The organism is Vibrio marinisediminis (genome assembly GCF_014050145.1).
Lineage (GTDB): Bacteria > Pseudomonadota > Gammaproteobacteria > Enterobacterales > Vibrionaceae > Vibrio > Vibrio marinisediminis.
In genome coordinates, this window is record NZ_JACFYF010000002.1 from 241,891 (window position 1) to 257,177 (window position 15,287).

Annotated in this window: 9 protein-coding genes; 1 reads left to right on the top strand and 8 read right to left on the bottom strand. The window is 45.0% G+C overall.

The features are described from left to right. Nucleotides 1-2: 2 nt before the first annotated feature. Nucleotides 3-3,053 (bottom strand): efflux RND transporter permease subunit, encoded by a 3,051-nt coding sequence (locus tag H2O73_RS05330; RefSeq protein WP_182107363.1) that lies wholly within the window; start codon nucleotides 3,051-3,053, stop codon nucleotides 3-5. Continuing rightward, the gene (locus H2O73_RS05335) at nucleotides 3,053-4,141 is read right to left on the bottom strand and encodes an efflux RND transporter periplasmic adaptor subunit (protein WP_182107365.1); all 1,089 of its coding nucleotides are present in this window, start codon (nucleotides 4,139-4,141) and stop codon (nucleotides 3,053-3,055) included. The genes H2O73_RS05330 and H2O73_RS05335 overlap by 1 nt, the downstream gene beginning before the upstream one ends. A 190-nt stretch (nucleotides 4,142-4,331) precedes the next feature. Here H2O73_RS05335 and H2O73_RS05340 point away from each other — a divergent pair, with 190 nt between their 5' ends. Next, nucleotides 4,332-4,925: a TetR/AcrR family transcriptional regulator gene (locus tag H2O73_RS05340; protein WP_182107367.1), complete on the top strand. Its 594-nt coding sequence runs from the start codon at nucleotides 4,332-4,334 to the stop codon at nucleotides 4,923-4,925. A gap of 60 nt (nucleotides 4,926-4,985) precedes the next feature. Here H2O73_RS05340 and H2O73_RS05345 read toward each other — a convergent pair whose 3' ends face one another. The 6 genes from H2O73_RS05345 to H2O73_RS05370 form a co-directional block, all read right to left on the bottom strand. Next, entirely contained in the window at nucleotides 4,986-11,897 is a 6,912-nt protein-coding gene (locus H2O73_RS05345) for a GEVED domain-containing protein (RefSeq protein ID WP_182107369.1), read from the bottom strand. Continuing rightward, nucleotides 11,894-12,283, bottom strand: a complete 390-nt coding sequence (locus H2O73_RS05350) for an MSHA biogenesis protein MshP (RefSeq protein ID WP_182107371.1) — start codon at nucleotides 12,281-12,283, stop codon at nucleotides 11,894-11,896. Before H2O73_RS05350 ends, H2O73_RS05345 begins: the two co-directional genes overlap by 4 nt. After that, nucleotides 12,258-13,058: a PilW family protein gene (locus H2O73_RS05355; RefSeq protein WP_182107373.1), complete on the bottom strand. Its 801-nt coding sequence runs from the start codon at nucleotides 13,056-13,058 to the stop codon at nucleotides 12,258-12,260. The genes H2O73_RS05350 and H2O73_RS05355 overlap by 26 nt, the downstream gene beginning before the upstream one ends. Next, nucleotides 13,058-13,585, bottom strand: coding sequence for a type IV pilus modification PilV family protein (locus H2O73_RS05360; protein WP_182107374.1), 528 nt, complete (start codon nucleotides 13,583-13,585; stop codon nucleotides 13,058-13,060). Before H2O73_RS05360 ends, H2O73_RS05355 begins: the two co-directional genes overlap by 1 nt. Beyond that, nucleotides 13,572-14,072 carry a pilus assembly FimT family protein gene (locus tag H2O73_RS05365; RefSeq protein WP_182107376.1) on the bottom strand — a complete coding sequence of 167 codons (501 nt, stop codon included), beginning with the start codon at nucleotides 14,070-14,072 and terminating at the stop codon, nucleotides 13,572-13,574. The genes H2O73_RS05360 and H2O73_RS05365 overlap by 14 nt, the downstream gene beginning before the upstream one ends. A gap of 253 nt (nucleotides 14,073-14,325) precedes the next feature. Further along, on the bottom strand, nucleotides 14,326-15,270 hold the full coding sequence (locus H2O73_RS05370) for a glutathione S-transferase family protein (protein WP_182107378.1): 945 nt from the start codon (nucleotides 15,268-15,270) through the stop codon (nucleotides 14,326-14,328). Nucleotides 15,271-15,287 lie beyond the last annotated feature (17 nt).

Genomic DNA, 15,287 nt, shown 5'->3' on the forward strand with positions numbered 1-15,287 from the left:
CCTTATTGGTTCTCTACTTTGACTCTAAAAAAGAGAGCATAGAATAATGGAATAACCACAAGGGTTAGAATGGTTGCAAACAACAAACCAAACATAATTGTCACCGCCATACTCTTAAAGAACGGATCAATAAGAAGTGGAGCAACCCCTAAAATAGTGGTTAATGCGCCAAGTAATACTGGGCGCGCGCGGCTTGTCGCCGCATCGATAATCGCAAAGTACGGCAGTTTACCTTGCGCTATCTCTACATCGGCTTGATCCACCAGTACGATGGCGTTTTTCACCATCATACCAATCAAGCTGAGGAAGCCTAAAATAGCCATAAATTCAAATGGCGTTTGGAACACGATTAATCCCACCGTCACACCAATGACGGCTAATGGCGCTGTTAACCAAATAACCAATGGCTGACGAACCGCGTTGAACATAAAGATCACCGACAAAATCATCGCCGCAAAGCCGTAAGGCGCTGAAATTACCAAACCTTCATTGGCATCTTTCGAGGCTTTGAATTCCCCATACCATGTCAGCTTATAGCCTGGCGGTAGTTCAATCGCTTCAATCTTACTGCGTACATCTTTAAAGGCATCCGCCGTCAAAATGCCAGGGGCAGGGTCTGCTTGAACCAAAATCGTTGGCATACGGTCGATTCGACGTAAGATGGCGTCTTGCCAAACGACATCAACCGAATCAACCACTTGGCTAACGGGAACAAACCCACCCACTGTCGCGCTATAAACTTCAGTGTTTTCAACTGCTCGCTGATGATCTCGCTCGTTTTCAGGCGCACGAACCACAATCGGGATCAAGTCATCACCTTCACGGTAAACACCCACGTTACGTCCTGTCAGTGTTTGCGCGATTGCTTGGTTAATCTCTTGCGTGGTTAAACCCAAACGCTGTGCTTTTTCAGCCGAATAAACAGGGCGAAGTACTGGTACTTGTTGACGCCAGTCATCTTGTACCGCAATCAAATGACTGTCGGCGTGCATAATCGCTTTCGCTTGCTCAGACAATTGGCGAAGAACATCACTATCGGGTCCTTTAAAGCCCGCTTCGATCTTCTTACCGCCCCCACGACCTAGCATGAACTTCCATACTTTGATCGACGCATCTGGGTATTTCGCTGATAGCTCAGTTTGCAACTCAACCAATAACGGGGCGATATCTTTATAATCTTCGATATCAATCAGCAATTGACCATAGCTAGTATTACGAGCTTCTGGCGCATAAGTCAGCATAAAGCGCAGACCACCACCACCGATAAAGCTAGTGATATTAGTGATACCTTCTTTGGCTCTAACATCTTTTTCAATTGCAGCGACATAGCGCTCAGTGCGGCTGATATCCGAGCCCTGCGGCAAGTATACATCCACGACAAACTGAGGACGTTGTGAGTCAGGCATGAAGCCCGGCGGCACATAGCGTAAGCCATAAATTGCCGTCACCATCAGTGCCAATATCATCATCAAGCTAGCAACACGATGTCTGAGTACCCATGCCAGTAGCACTTTGTACATCGCCATCATACGACCATCTTTTATCTCGCCTTCTATCGCCTTCACTTTCAAGAAGTCGAAACACAACATTGGGGTTACGGTAACCGCGAATACCCAACTCAAGAACATTGAGTAAAGAATGACCCAAAATAGTGAGCCCGCATATTCGCCCATATCTGAAGGTGATAAACCAATGGCACTAAAGGCAAAAATACCCACAACGGTACCGCCAAGCAGTGGCCATTTGGTTGCGTTAACCACATCTGAAACAATCTTTTCTTTATCTTCCTCAGGGTTTTGCTGCAAACGAACAAGAATGCCGTCCGTGACCACAATGGCGTTATCCACCAGCATACCGAGCGCAATAATCAACGCCCCCAGCGAGATACGTTGCATCGCAATATCTTCAATGAACATGATGCACAAGGTACCCGCTACGGTCAGTAGCAATACAAAACCAATGATCACGCCTGAACGCACACCCATAAATAACAGCAGAACAATAAATACAATTGCCACTGCGGCTATTAGGTTATCAATAAAGTTGGCGACTGAAGCCCGTACCGAATCAGACTGCATTGAGATGATATTAAGATCCACCCCTAAAGGACGTTGCCCCTCAAGCTCTGCAAGGCGCGCTTTAACCGCATCGCCCATATCGACAACATTGCCCCCTGTCACATTGGAAATACCAAATCCAACAGCACGCTGACCGTTGTAACGCATCAACATACTTGCAGGCTCTTGGTAACCACGGGTAACTGTGGCGATATCACCAAGGCGCATCACCGTATTGTCTTGACCAACGCCTACTTGCAGGTTTCGTAAATCTTTAAACGAGCTAATGCTGGAACTTGGGATCACCGGAATGCGCATATCATGGGTTTGAACTGCCCCAGCTACAGTCACCAAGTTTTGCTTTTGCAGCACTTGGAACACTTGCTGAGCAGAAACACCAAAGCTTGCCAAGCGCTCACTGGAGATCTCAACAAAGATCGTCTCTTGGCGCTCTGCTAACGTCGCTGTTTTCGCCACGCCCGGTACCAATACCAATTCACGACGTAAACCATCAACGTAGTCTTGCAGTTGCTTATCTGTGTACCCTTCGCCAGTGACGGCAAAGAACAGAGCGTATACATCGGCGAAATCATCATTGACTATTGATGCGCCCGCCCCCGGTGGTAGCTGCCGCTGTGCATCCGCTACTTTTCGGCGTAACTTGTCCCAAACTTGCTGTAATTCGGCACCACTTTTCGCAAACTCAAGCTTAATCTCAACCGTTACCTCAGACATTCCTTGTTTAGAGACTGATTTGACTTCTTTAAGCTCTTGCAGTGATTGCACGGCACCTTCAATGACATCGGTTACCTCATCCGACACTTCTTGCGCTGTCGCACCGGAGTAAGGGGTATTGATAACAGCCTGGCGAATAACAAACTCCGGATCTTCAAAACGACCCAGCTTCAGATAACTGATGTAACCACCGATCAAGATCAGCGCGATAAGAACCCAAACACTAGTGCGCTTAGCTATCGTATAACGAGCAATATTCATTATTGAGCCTCGTTGTTACCATTGCTCATAGGGCGGATTTGCATTCCTTCCTGTAAGCTCGACATACCGGCAATCACAACCTGTTCACCCACTTTTAGGTTGTCTTTAATCACCACTCGGTCACGACTCAAAGCGCCCACTTCAACGTAGCGCTTACTCACTTTGTTGTCAGTACCGACAACCCAAACATATTGTTTGCCTTGGTTATCTGGTACAACCGCGACGATCGGTAAAGTAATATTGACGTTCGCTTTCGCATTGCTGTTATCAACAGGAATCACTTTGACAGTCATCCCCGGCAGTACGCGATAGCCTTTTAACTCTTTGAATCCCAATACAACCGCATAAGTTTGACTAATTGGATCAGCTTGAGTGGCATAGGTTCTCAGTGTTAAATCAAATAGGTGGTCTGGGATGGCACTTATTTCAGCTTTTGCTTTAGTGCCCGCCACCGATGAAAGCATGACACTGTCTGGGATGTAGATAACCACTTCCAAGTCTTCGAGATCATGCAGAGCAAATACAGGAGCATTGGCTTGAATTTGTACGTAATTATCAACAAATCGACGACCAACAATGCCATCAAATGGGGCTTTAATTTCGGTATAATCTAGTTGGCGCTGAGCCTCATCGCGGCGGTTTTTTGCCAAGTTATAACGGGTTGTTATTTCATCTAATTGGCTTTTCGAAATAGCTTTGCTCTTCTCATAAATCGCCTTGCCACGTTGGTACTCCACTTCACTGTTTTGCAGTTCCAACTGGGCAGAAGCTAACGCTGTCTGCGCATCACGAGAATCCAAGCGTGCCAATAATTGACCAGCGCGAACGCGATCACCTTCATTGACTAGAAGTTCTGTTAATAGCCCACCAACACGAAACGAGAGATCAGCACGCTCTGCCGCTCGCACCACACCATTAAAGCTTAAGCTGTCACCTCGACTGGCACTTACAACCTCAGTTAGCGCAGGTTTAACGACAGGCGCGACAACAACGGGTTTGGCTTCTTCGCCACAACCGGTCAACATCAAACCTGTGAGAGACAAACTCACCGCCATAGCCAGTGTTTTTAATGAAATTTTCGCAGACATTTTATGCGCGTTATTCACAGTATTCTCCAATTAGGAAAGCATTGATGGGCTCTATCTCTGAGAGAACCAAAAAGTAAACTCATGAGTGTAGTTTTGGATTCTATTTCAGGATTCGCACAAAGTAAACTCTCAAGTTTACCTTTTGGAGCGCTATTGCTAAACTATGCACAGAATTAACAAGGAGAACCCCATGACGCGCTCAGAACAGAAGCAGCTAGCTATCATCAATGCGGCAAAATTAGAGTTTATAGAGAATGGATTTTCTGCCGCTAATATGAATAACATCTGTACAGCCGCCGAGGTTTCCAAACGTACCTTGTATCGACATTTTGAGAGTAAGGAATTGTTGTTTGAAGCGGTGCTCGCAGAGGTACAAGAAAGTACGATTCGAATTACCCACTACCCTTTCGATGCCAAACGACCGTTAGAAGAACAACTTAGAGCCGTAACACTTCGCGAAGCTGAAGTGATGTATAGCACCTATGGGATTGCACTTTCGCGCACCATTGTGATGGAGTTTTTCCGCCAACCTGAGCTGGCAAAAAGTATGACGCAACGGCTGTACCGCACACGCGCTGTCAGTAACTGGTTCGAGCAAGCCATCGACGCCAAGATGCTTGTCGCAGAAGATGTGCAAACTATCACCAGCGTCTACATTAGTATTTTCCAAGGTTTGCTCTTTTGGCCGCAAGTGCTCGACTTACTGCCTCAACCTGAGGGAGAAGAGCTTGAGAAAAAAGTGGCGACGATCGTCAGCACCATTTTGCGTGCATTTGCTCCCTAAGCTCAAACCCCACACCAACTTAGCAAACCCAAAAATAAGAAAAGCCCCGAAGGGCTTTTCTTATTGATAGCGTTCCATAAAGTAAATCACATTATTAGAACCGCCTGACACACCAAATGTTGCTATCGCTTTGGGCGGTTGCCAGAAGCTACTTTGGCTACCACATTTGCTCGGTGCGCTCGTACTTGGATCGTTATCTATCTCCCAACAGTAACCCAACCACTTTTCAACACCCTGACTAAACTGCATTGGTACTAACACGCTGCCCGGTGCATCAGCTCCTATAACTGTGCTCGTTTTTCCAGCCTCCAATTTAGGTTCATCAACTTTCATGGAATCGGCAATTAACACTGGCGAGCTTTGCCCCGTAACAGAAGGCTCCGTCACAATGTCACTGACTTCTGGCAACTCCGCTTCATTACCAAGTCCTATCTGAGTTGCATCATCCCAAGCATTGATAGCAAACTTATTGTTATGCCAGTACTCAGTTTGAATGGCCATAGGGAACAATTGGTTAATCGGACCCGAGGCATTTTTGATCACCAAGCGCCCAAAACGCACATCGATAGGCTCGCCCAATGTGATTGCTGTACCAGCAAAGTTTTCTGTCACGTCACCTTGTTCGTAAACCGGTACTGATACGCCTACGATGTTATCTTCTACGCTGGCTTGAAGTTGGATATCAGCCAGTTCTTGCTTGCACTCAGAGTCACGGTAGAACTGATATGGTTGTGCCGGTAGCTGCCACTGTCCATTTGACCAAGTATCATCAAATTCGATCGACTTCATCTGTTCATCAACCAATAGAGATTGGTTACAAGCGGGCAAAGTAGAGTCGCCATAATCAAAACTGAGATCTGCTAGAGCAGGTAGCTCGTTACTGGCCAATTTAGATGCATCATAAAAACTCAAATCTCGGTTGTTTGCGCTTTTTGCTTGCAAGGTAAAGGCCACGTCTACATCAGGCTTGCCAAAATAAGTCCACGGTTCACCATTATCATGTTTCATTGGTACTTGATAACGGCGAGTCATTGAATAGTGATCAGGGTAGAAATAGCCCACCACATCATGATTGGCTAAGTCAGTCACTTTGCTGGTATCAAGAAAACTCTTTAACTGACTCTCACCACGATAACTATCGACGACCCAACGCGTTTTGATTGAGCCAACGTTGTCATACTCAAATTTGTTCAGCAATACACCGCTAACGAATTGTCGGTTCAAACCGCTTGGCGAACTGAGTAAGGGGGTAACTGTTGACTGACTTGCAGGGACGACAATACTGGCACTATAGCCGGTTGAGCCAGACGACAATTGCCCATCAAAGTTCTGTGTAATGATGCCTGCTTTGTTTACGGCATCAACTTCGACCATAAACGGTGTTCCAGCAGAAACAAAAGGCGCAGAACCAAACTGGCTCACCACGCTCTCATCATCTGCCTTATAGTTTTGCCTTACTGCCAGTGCATAAGGCGTGAACGTTTCACTAAACTCACTGGTTTTTAATTTGCCTTCTGTCGGCAAATAGTCAGCCTCAATATTTAGTTTTCCAGACTCTGAGTAGCTTGCTGGCAAAATTTCACTCACACCATTGGAGAATGAAACCGTGCGGTCTTCACCACTCGCATTCAATGCTTTACCTTTAAGAGCAAGGTTGCCCAACACTTTCTCTAATCCTTTGTTATAGCGGAAAGTAAAGGTTTTATCGCCTTGGTAGTCAGGGTCTACACTGCATTGAGTTTGATCTTCTAAGGCTACATTACGGACCAACTGAATCTGAAACTCCTCGCCCGCTTTATAGTAATTAGGGGCTTGGTAAAGCACTATCTTGAAGCCTTCTTTACTGAACAACGCAGAGTCACTATCAGACCCCACATCAACCGCATTAGCTGTGAGGGTTACGTTTTGCAACTCAGAATCGGTAGCAACCCAAATGGTGCGTTCTAAATTACTTCCTTTGCTAAACAAGATTGTTTTGCCTGTAGAGCAACGCGTTTGTGAATTGGCATTGCCTCTTTCAAATGCCGTCGCATTAAACCAACAACCCGTTGGAGGCACATCAAAACTGACGTCTACGTTAACATCTTCCGATAGCTGACCGCCGTCGACATCAAGTAGGATCTTGTATTGTGCCACTTCACAGGTTAACGGCGAGCCCGGTGCTTTCACCTCAATACCTTTGACGGGGTTGCCAATTTCAAAACTGTGGTCTTCCACCTCTCCATCATGGGCTTCGCCATAGGGGCTTTGCACTTGTGCACTCGAGTATCGAACACGCAGGTAACCTCGGTTGCCATGATTTGTAGGTATTGATGGCACACTAATGCCACTACTTAAATCATTAACCTTATACCATTCACTGTCATTACCCCAGTTGACCCAAACGGAGGCATAACCGCCCCCGCGTTTATCAAGATGTATTGAATAGGAGCGACCAGGAATCAACGGCTCTTCAGCAATATTAATAATGGTATTAGTGGCTCGATCACGAATAAACACACCATCATCAGACAAATCCGAAGCAGCCTCTGGATCATGTCCTGGACCAATATCCGCAGACCACGTATTGCCCAGCTTCAAAAACTCTGAACCGCCAAGGTGTCGAGCTGGATTTCCACCTTCTAACGATTCTGGTACATCGCCATAATCGGCATGGATTGAACACCCACCAGCATCATTGCTGGTCGTACTTTTGTCGACACCTTTTAGTTCAAAGCGAATTTCTTCCTTCTCAAGGTCAATCGAGTAGAGCGCTGTGGTTGGATGATTTCGCTCATAATTACTGAGATCACCATCCTGGTCTAAGTCATGTCGACCACCATTCGTCATGGCAAACATGATCCCACCTTTGTTTATCGCTACGCCTCCAGCACCTAGTTTTTTATCTGCATCACGAACGGGCCAGACGGGTTTTTTGCCATCCGCACTTGAATTAAGCTTTAGTTGTAAATCTATCGTGCGGAAACTGCCCGCAGGTTCTGAGCTAGAAACGTCTTTGATAGCAATGCGATAGAGTTGAGTAAGATCTTGTTTCAACGCATACACATACGACCCAGTTGGATCTTTAGGGTTGAAAGCAAAGTCGGCACTCCAAGGTGTACTCCCTTGAATATTGTTCAGCTGAATCGTATCAAATAGCCCTGTGGCTAAGTCGATGCGGACTAATGTATGCCAAGTACCGCGCCCAATGACCATATAGCGCCCATCGATACTGACATCACCCGAGTTGGCCCGTGATAATGATCGCGAGCAATCGCCACCCGGTGATAGTGCTCGCGAGCAATGGTCAGGTCGTTTTTGGGTGTTAAGCACTTCATTTTTATTAAAGGTGTAGTTGTTACCATACCTATCTCGAATGACGATGCCGTTATGCGCCGCTCTAATCGGTGCTAAGTAATTAAACTCTGCGCCTTGCTGCTGGTCTGCAACAAATAGATGCTGGCAACTCATTGAGCGACCCGAGGTGCAAGCGTAGTTGTTGTCAGCACCGACACCGTAAGTCAAACCATCCGCTTGGCTTAAACCAACCACTTTGATTTCATCGGTTGCTAGTGATGGATTGATATTTTCAATGTCCAACTCGCCTTTATTTGTCACCCATCTCGCGTACTGGTAGTTGCCGGCTTCTGGGGCTTTTACTTGTACAAAACCATCACATCGACCAGGTTGAGGCATTAAATCACCATCAGTGATATAGACTAGATGGTCTTCAATTTCACCGTATGTGACTTGTTTGTCGGTAAATCCTAAAGCCAAGCGTAAATAGGTACTTTGTGTGTTATCCGCCCATTTATGATTGCCACTCCAAGCAACAGAAATGGTCTGCATATGACTACGTGAAAGAACGACCACGTCTTTCATTTCGTTTGGACTCATTTTCTTGTCAGAATCAAAATCAATCCATGCACGAAGGTGAGCGTTACGCCCTGTATTGTTAAAGACTTTGATGTCTTTAATCTCTACTGCGTTTTGCCTTTTAATAATGATTGGAGATTCAAAGGTCAGTTCATCATTAAAGCCAGCTTGGTTATCTCCAATGGCATATTCAGAACTATGAGCGAATCGCTCAACATCGGGAGCCTCTTCACCAATATATAAGTTGGGAACAACACGGTACCCTAGCGACAATTCATCACGGTAATCTCTCGGTAAGTCACCGTAATCTAAACCTAATTCACAACCAAATTTGGCATTATCAATAATATTACCTGACGAGCTGCTATCAGGCAGGTTGCCTCTAAAAGCAATACGCGTGACGTACTGACCTTGAGGAACGGTATAAACACCAGTGTGATTAACCCAACGGTCTTGACCATCTATGGTTTGATTTTCAGTCAATTCACTATTTGGGCTACCAAATAATAAGGATATTTGATCGTTATCGCGGCGATTTGGGTAAGTACGGTTTGAGTAGTCAAATGACCAACGAATCTTATCGCCCGGTTTTGTGACAATGTCTTGATACATCATTGTCGGGTTATAAACATTCATTTCAGCCACGTTAGTACTGCCATCAGAAGATGGTGCAGCTACGTAATAATCATAGCGATTAAACTCTATATGGTTGCGGCGCGGCTGAGGTGGACGGTAGTCTTGCGGGTATGCCTTAGGATCTAATTGTTGAATAGACCAACCTGCGACAGAGCTTTCTGGCGTATCCCAACCATTGTGGTCATGCTCTTGATAAAAACGTTCAAATGAGCCATTTTGTAAACCCGCTTCACAACCTGCCACCTCTAAAGAAGGGGCTGCAATCCAGACTTGGTAATCTTCCACTTCACCATCAGGTGCCATACCTGTCGGCGTCGAAATAGCGTTTTTGTCTGTTGAGTAACGGACTCTCAAAAAGCTTTCGCCATGAACGTCATAAGCGGACAGATTGATATCACCAATTAGGTTGTCACCTTTATGGATCGCTAAACGATCAACAATTTTTTCCGAAACAAACTGCTGATTTCGCTGAAAACCTTGCCAGCTACCGTCTTGGTTTTTATCTAGCCAAATTGAAACATAACCCGCTTGTGATGCTCTCACCGAAATCTGGTTAGCGACTGGTTGTTCAACACCGTTTTGGTCAAAATAGCCGGTGACCAGAACTCTCATTGAGGGTGAGTTTGACTCATCATCAAAAGGTGGAAGCTCTGAATGGTTTGGGTTAATGACAACGCCATCATCACCGGCATCGCTTGTTGCATAACGCGAAGGTACCGCATCAATCTCTTCAGTAATATGAGGTGCACAATAGCTTGCTGCCATCGGTAACAAACACACGCCCGGTGTCACAATATGTCTCGCACCGTCATCATGTTTGCTCACTTCGTATCGAGCATCATCCCAACCAGTAAGTAGGTCTTCGTTTGGCGCATCACCGTAGTCATATGGACCATCACCGCCCGCGATGACCGTCTGCCCCATTTCTGAGGTATTACCGCATTTATCAATCGCAATGGAGGTGATTGAATCGCCATCGTTGAAACGGGAGGTATCTAAATTACAGCTATTGATATTACCTTTATTATCTAAACTACAAGTGCCAAGAAAAGCGGTGCCCTCGAGCGTATTGTTACTCGCTTGACCGTCAGCCTTGTAAAGTTCAATTCTGAAGTCTTCGTAGCTTCCATTACAATTTTTTGTAAAATGGTCAATGTTAAACAAGCTGACTCGACCAGTTGCGCTGCCATCAGTAGAAACATTTTGTAAGATTGGATAATCAATACCGTGGTTACTGACAGCACCCCCCCAGTTATATTGCCCATCATTTGGCGAGTGATGACCAATCATATGGTACATACGCAAATCAATGGCTAGACCGCTGGTATCCAAAAATGTGTTTTGACTAATCCGTTGTTCAGCTCCGTAATACACGCGAACAGCAGATGCAACGGGGAACGGTTTACCCACCACTTCACCACCTGTACCGGTATAATAGAACGCATTTCCTTCAATGGTATTGCCTGAGCCACTATATATAAACAGCGCCGCTTCTTCATGCGGCGATGTTTCATTGTTAACCGTATCATTAAAAATATTGCGGGCAATGATATTGTCTTCGCCGTCCACAATTTTTACGCCAGAATCTTTCGTGTGATTAAAGCTATTCTCAATCAACTCTATTTCATCACTGCCATTTATATAAATGGCATCATCAAAGTAGTCCCAATTAGTCCCTGAAATGCGTATGTCTTCACTGCCAATGATTTCTAAACCATAATCACCTTCAAGTGGATTGGTTCGACCATTTCGCATGGTAAGTGGTCGTTCCCCTCCTAGCCTTACCGTTGCATCAACATAAGTATCTTCAGTATCAATAATTTGCAGCTTAGATTGCAGAACAATGTCATTGATTTGGTTAACAAAAATAGCATTGTCAACACCATATGGATGCCCAGATTGACGAAGTTTTTCTTTGGTTAGATAGCTATGTTTACGCCCTTTTATTAAATATCGGGTATTGATTAGGAATTGGCGTAATGTACCAACGCCTCGATCATGATGATTGCTTACAACGCTATAGCTAAAACCTATATTTGCGTCATAAACCGTTTGTCCTCGGACCTCGACAGTACGTTGATAGTTCTCACTGACATATGGCCAAACTTGTACTGGCAAACAGTCATAGCAGTCGCCCCGCTCAGAATAGAGTTGACCATCTAAGTCATTACCAATTGGGCGGGCATTAGGTAACGTTAAACGATAAGTACCATTCGGTACTTTTTTAATCCAAAACTGACCATCATGCTTAGTTTTACCCGAGTAGCTTTGATAAGGATAATAAATATTGGTGAGCACAACATCGATGTCATTCAGGCTCATCGTCGACATTCCAGAAGCCCCTGGATAAAAATCTCGAGACTCACCACCGTAGTTATAATCTTCAAAAACATAGCCACCCACCCAAAACTTCGATGGATCCGCTTGTACATAGCTGGAAACAAGTAGCGCTAAAACGAATACAATCCATTGGTTTCTCATGGTCTCACCTCTACTTCAAATTTACGGCTTACCCGGTAGGCTTGTTCTGAACAGGTTGCTATCGATGTCACAATGGTTGCCTCACCATTGGGAGTACATGTTGCCTCAATACGGCAACTAGGAAAGGCATCTAACTGATAGGATGGCAAACACGATGCGATTCGTGCGCCCTCAACAGGCACCAACTCATACACCAAGCGCTCTACCAATGAACGGGATGCCCAATAAGCACGGGTGCTAAGCACTTCATAAGTGTTCGCTTGCGCACTTTGTTGGTTCATATTGATAAGCTGTGCGGCAAAGAAAGTGCCGATGATCATGACAAACATGATCACAACCAAAGCACTGCCCTGTTGCGCCTTATTGGCTATTGAGAATTTGCGCATTCTGCATAAACTCCACGGCTTCTTTGCCTCGGTTAACATTGAGTGAAAATTTTATGTTTGCGGTGCTTGAATAAGTGCCGTTAAACCCAAGAGAAAATACGTTCTGTGTTTCATTTACGCCTTGAGCAAATTTCACCGAAGGCTGGCTATTTGCCATGCCCAGCCCTTGCTCATTGAGGGAGTAGCTTGGGTAGTAGCGAATTTGTTGGTTCTCAACGCAAAACTGATGCGCAAAAGGAAGATAAATAAACAAGCGGTTAGACGGAGTTAAAGGCAAACGCGTTAACGTCTCCTCCACAGTTATTGACTGAGTGCTCACTGACTTTAAGGTATAGATTTGTTTTGCATTATCAGCGCCCAAATAGAGGTCGGCAGATGCTCTAGGGTAAACACTGACTAAACAAGGCTGCGCGGGGTCAGTAAAACACTGGCTAAACTGCTCTCCCACTGGATGAGCCATAGGGAAAACAGTGTCATCATTGTTGATATCAAGTTCCAGCTGTTCTGGGGCAAACTCGCCGACATACTGTAATGGTATGTATTCCAAACAGCGCCCTTCATCAAGCACTCGTGTACTCATGGGTACCGTGTTGGCTAACTCACGACCAAATCGAGCTAATACAAATCGAGCTTCTTCTAAGGCATGTAGCCGATATTTGTTTTCAACAAATATCGATGAACTGATCACACCAAAATTAATCAGACCCAGTGAAACAATACCAATGATGATCATACTGACCACCATCTCAATCAACGTAAAACCTTTCGCTCGCATTAGTAATTACTCCGAAAGGCATTGAAAGTAAGTGGCTGCCCACTTGCTCCCTGTTGGATAGATAGTGTCACTTGCTTCGTAGGCGTCGTCTGTTTACTTCCTGTTGGCAACACTTGAAATTGATCATCAACGTAGCGCACCGTAATAGTCACAAGAAAATCCCGAAAAGGCGCGCTCATATCTAAGCCAAAATCAGCAATGGATTTGACATCACCTGATGTGTCATAGTCATCAAAGTCATCACGAATAAGCTCATCCTTGTCGAAACCGAGATCAGTGGAACAAGGTATATCCTCGCTGCCACAGCGCTCAAGATTTCCGATATTAGCTTCATCAAACTCACGCGAATACATCTCTTGCAGCAGCCAAGTTGCCACTTGTGACGCGCGCTGCTGAGTAAGTGCATCCGCTGTTTGAACCGAGGTAGGCGCGAGTAAAGATGAAAATGCCAACATCAGAAAACCCGCTAGCGTAATGGCAATAACATTTTCGATAAGAGAGAAACCATGAACTCTAGTTGCAACCATCAATATAACCCTCTTGATACAGCGTGACTTGCTGCGGACTTTGTTGCGGTGCAGAGATGGTAATCGTGACGGTTTGATTGCTTTGAGTGGCCGCACTGACGTAGCGCCCCATAGAGTCAAAATAAAATTGGTTTGGTGAGAAACGAATGCCTCGATTGATGTCTTCTTCGCTTAGCCGCACAAGTTGGCTACATTTTGAACCCGTGCAGTTATTACTATTGTCGAGATTTAAGCTGCTATTCCGCCATTGCACGTTCGTTGAGTTCACGACAACTTGGTAAGCTGACGTTGTGGCGACATCATTCATCGCCTGAGTTTGTACGCGACGAAGCGCTGATTTCGTCGAGGCGCAATAACCAGGAATCGTAAAACCAGAAAATGAAGGAAATTTTGCATACGCAACCACACCAATCACCGACAGGATGATTATGGTTACAACCAGCTCCACCAGAGTAAAACCAGTGGTACATCGACGAATAGACAGCATAAGCAACTAATTGAGCTTTATTTTAGACTTATTTTTGCTGCCAATATTACTCTCATTTGTAAACTCTTACATTCTGTTTTTCGGTAAATATCACATTGTTAGTCACTTTCTCTAAAACAATTTCTCTAATTGTGCCTGCGCTAACACTATTCCACTCTTTGAAATTTTTCTTTTGGCTAACCACTGAGATTGACCATAAAAAAACCTCGCTAAATAGCGAGGTCAAATGAGAAAGTTCAATAATAGATTTGAGCTATAGGGCGTCACGACCATGCGCAGAATCTAAGTCGAGTTCAGGTCCTTTAGGAACAATTTGAGTTGGGTTGATTCCGGTATGGCTGAAATAGTAATGACGCTTAATATGATAAAAGTCTGTGGTCTCTTTTATCCCTTGTTCCTGATAGAGCTCTTTTAAATAGCCTTGCAGGTTAGGATAGTCGGCGATACGTTGCTTATTACATTTAAAATGACCCACATAAACCGCATCAAAACGTACTAGTGTGGTGAACAAGCGCCAGTCAGCTTCAGTAATTTGGTTACCCGCTAGGTAGCGATGCGTTTCCAAATGGCGCTCAACTCTGTCCAGTGCCTCAAATAAATTATCATGAGCTTCATCGTACGCTTCTTGCGTGGTCGCAAAGCCACATCGATACACACCATTATTGATATTGGGATAAATGAAATCGTTCCATTCATCAATCAAGCTACGTAGATGTTCTGGATAAAAATCAAGATTATTGTCGGTAAGCTGGTTAAATTCCGAGTTGAACATACGGATAATTTCTGAAGATTCGTTACTGACGATGGTGTTAGTCTTCTTGTCCCACAATACTGGAACGGTCACTCTACCTGTGTAATCTGGTTTCGCTTGGGTATATATTTGATGAAGTCGAGTATGACCAAATAATGGCTCTGGTAACCCTAACTGCCACCCTTCTGTCAGCATGTCTGGGCAAACTACCGTTACATCAATATGCTGTTTAAGGCTTTTAAGGCTGCGGAAAATTAGAGCTCGATGCGCCCAAGGACAGGCTAATGAAACATAAAGGTGGTAGCGACCTGAATCAGGCTGAAACTGAGCATTAGGTTGGTTCTTTATCCAACCACGAAAACCGGCATCTTCACGGACAAATTTGCCACTGTTTGACTTAGTGTCGTACCAAACATCATGCCATACACCTTCAACTAGCTTTCCCATCTCTGCCTCCGCTTCAG

What these genes read in the sequence shown, in the direction of transcription:
- H2O73_RS05330 (WP_182107363.1), bottom strand. Translation starts at nt 3,053, where the DNA reads ATGAATATTGCTCGTTATACGATAGCTAAGCGCACTAGTGTTTGGGTT.
- H2O73_RS05355 (WP_182107373.1), bottom strand. Translation starts at nt 13,058, where the DNA reads ATGCGAGCGAAAGGTTTTACGTTGATTGAGATGGTGGTCAGTATGATC.
- H2O73_RS05370 (WP_182107378.1), bottom strand. Translation starts at nt 15,270, where the DNA reads ATGGGAAAGCTAGTTGAAGGTGTATGGCATGATGTTTGGTACGACACT.
- H2O73_RS05340 (WP_182107367.1), top strand. Translation starts at nt 4,332, where the DNA reads ATGACGCGCTCAGAACAGAAGCAGCTAGCTATCATCAATGCGGCAAAA.
- H2O73_RS05350 (WP_182107371.1), bottom strand. Translation starts at nt 12,283, where the DNA reads ATGCGCAAATTCTCAATAGCCAATAAGGCGCAACAGGGCAGTGCTTTG.
- H2O73_RS05345 (WP_182107369.1), bottom strand. Translation starts at nt 11,897, where the DNA reads ATGAGAAACCAATGGATTGTATTCGTTTTAGCGCTACTTGTTTCCAGC.
- H2O73_RS05335 (WP_182107365.1), bottom strand. Translation starts at nt 4,141, where the DNA reads ATGTCTGCGAAAATTTCATTAAAAACACTGGCTATGGCGGTGAGTTTG.
- H2O73_RS05360 (WP_182107374.1), bottom strand. Translation starts at nt 13,585, where the DNA reads ATGGTTGCAACTAGAGTTCATGGTTTCTCTCTTATCGAAAATGTTATT.
- H2O73_RS05365 (WP_182107376.1), bottom strand. Translation starts at nt 14,072, where the DNA reads ATGCTGTCTATTCGTCGATGTACCACTGGTTTTACTCTGGTGGAGCTG.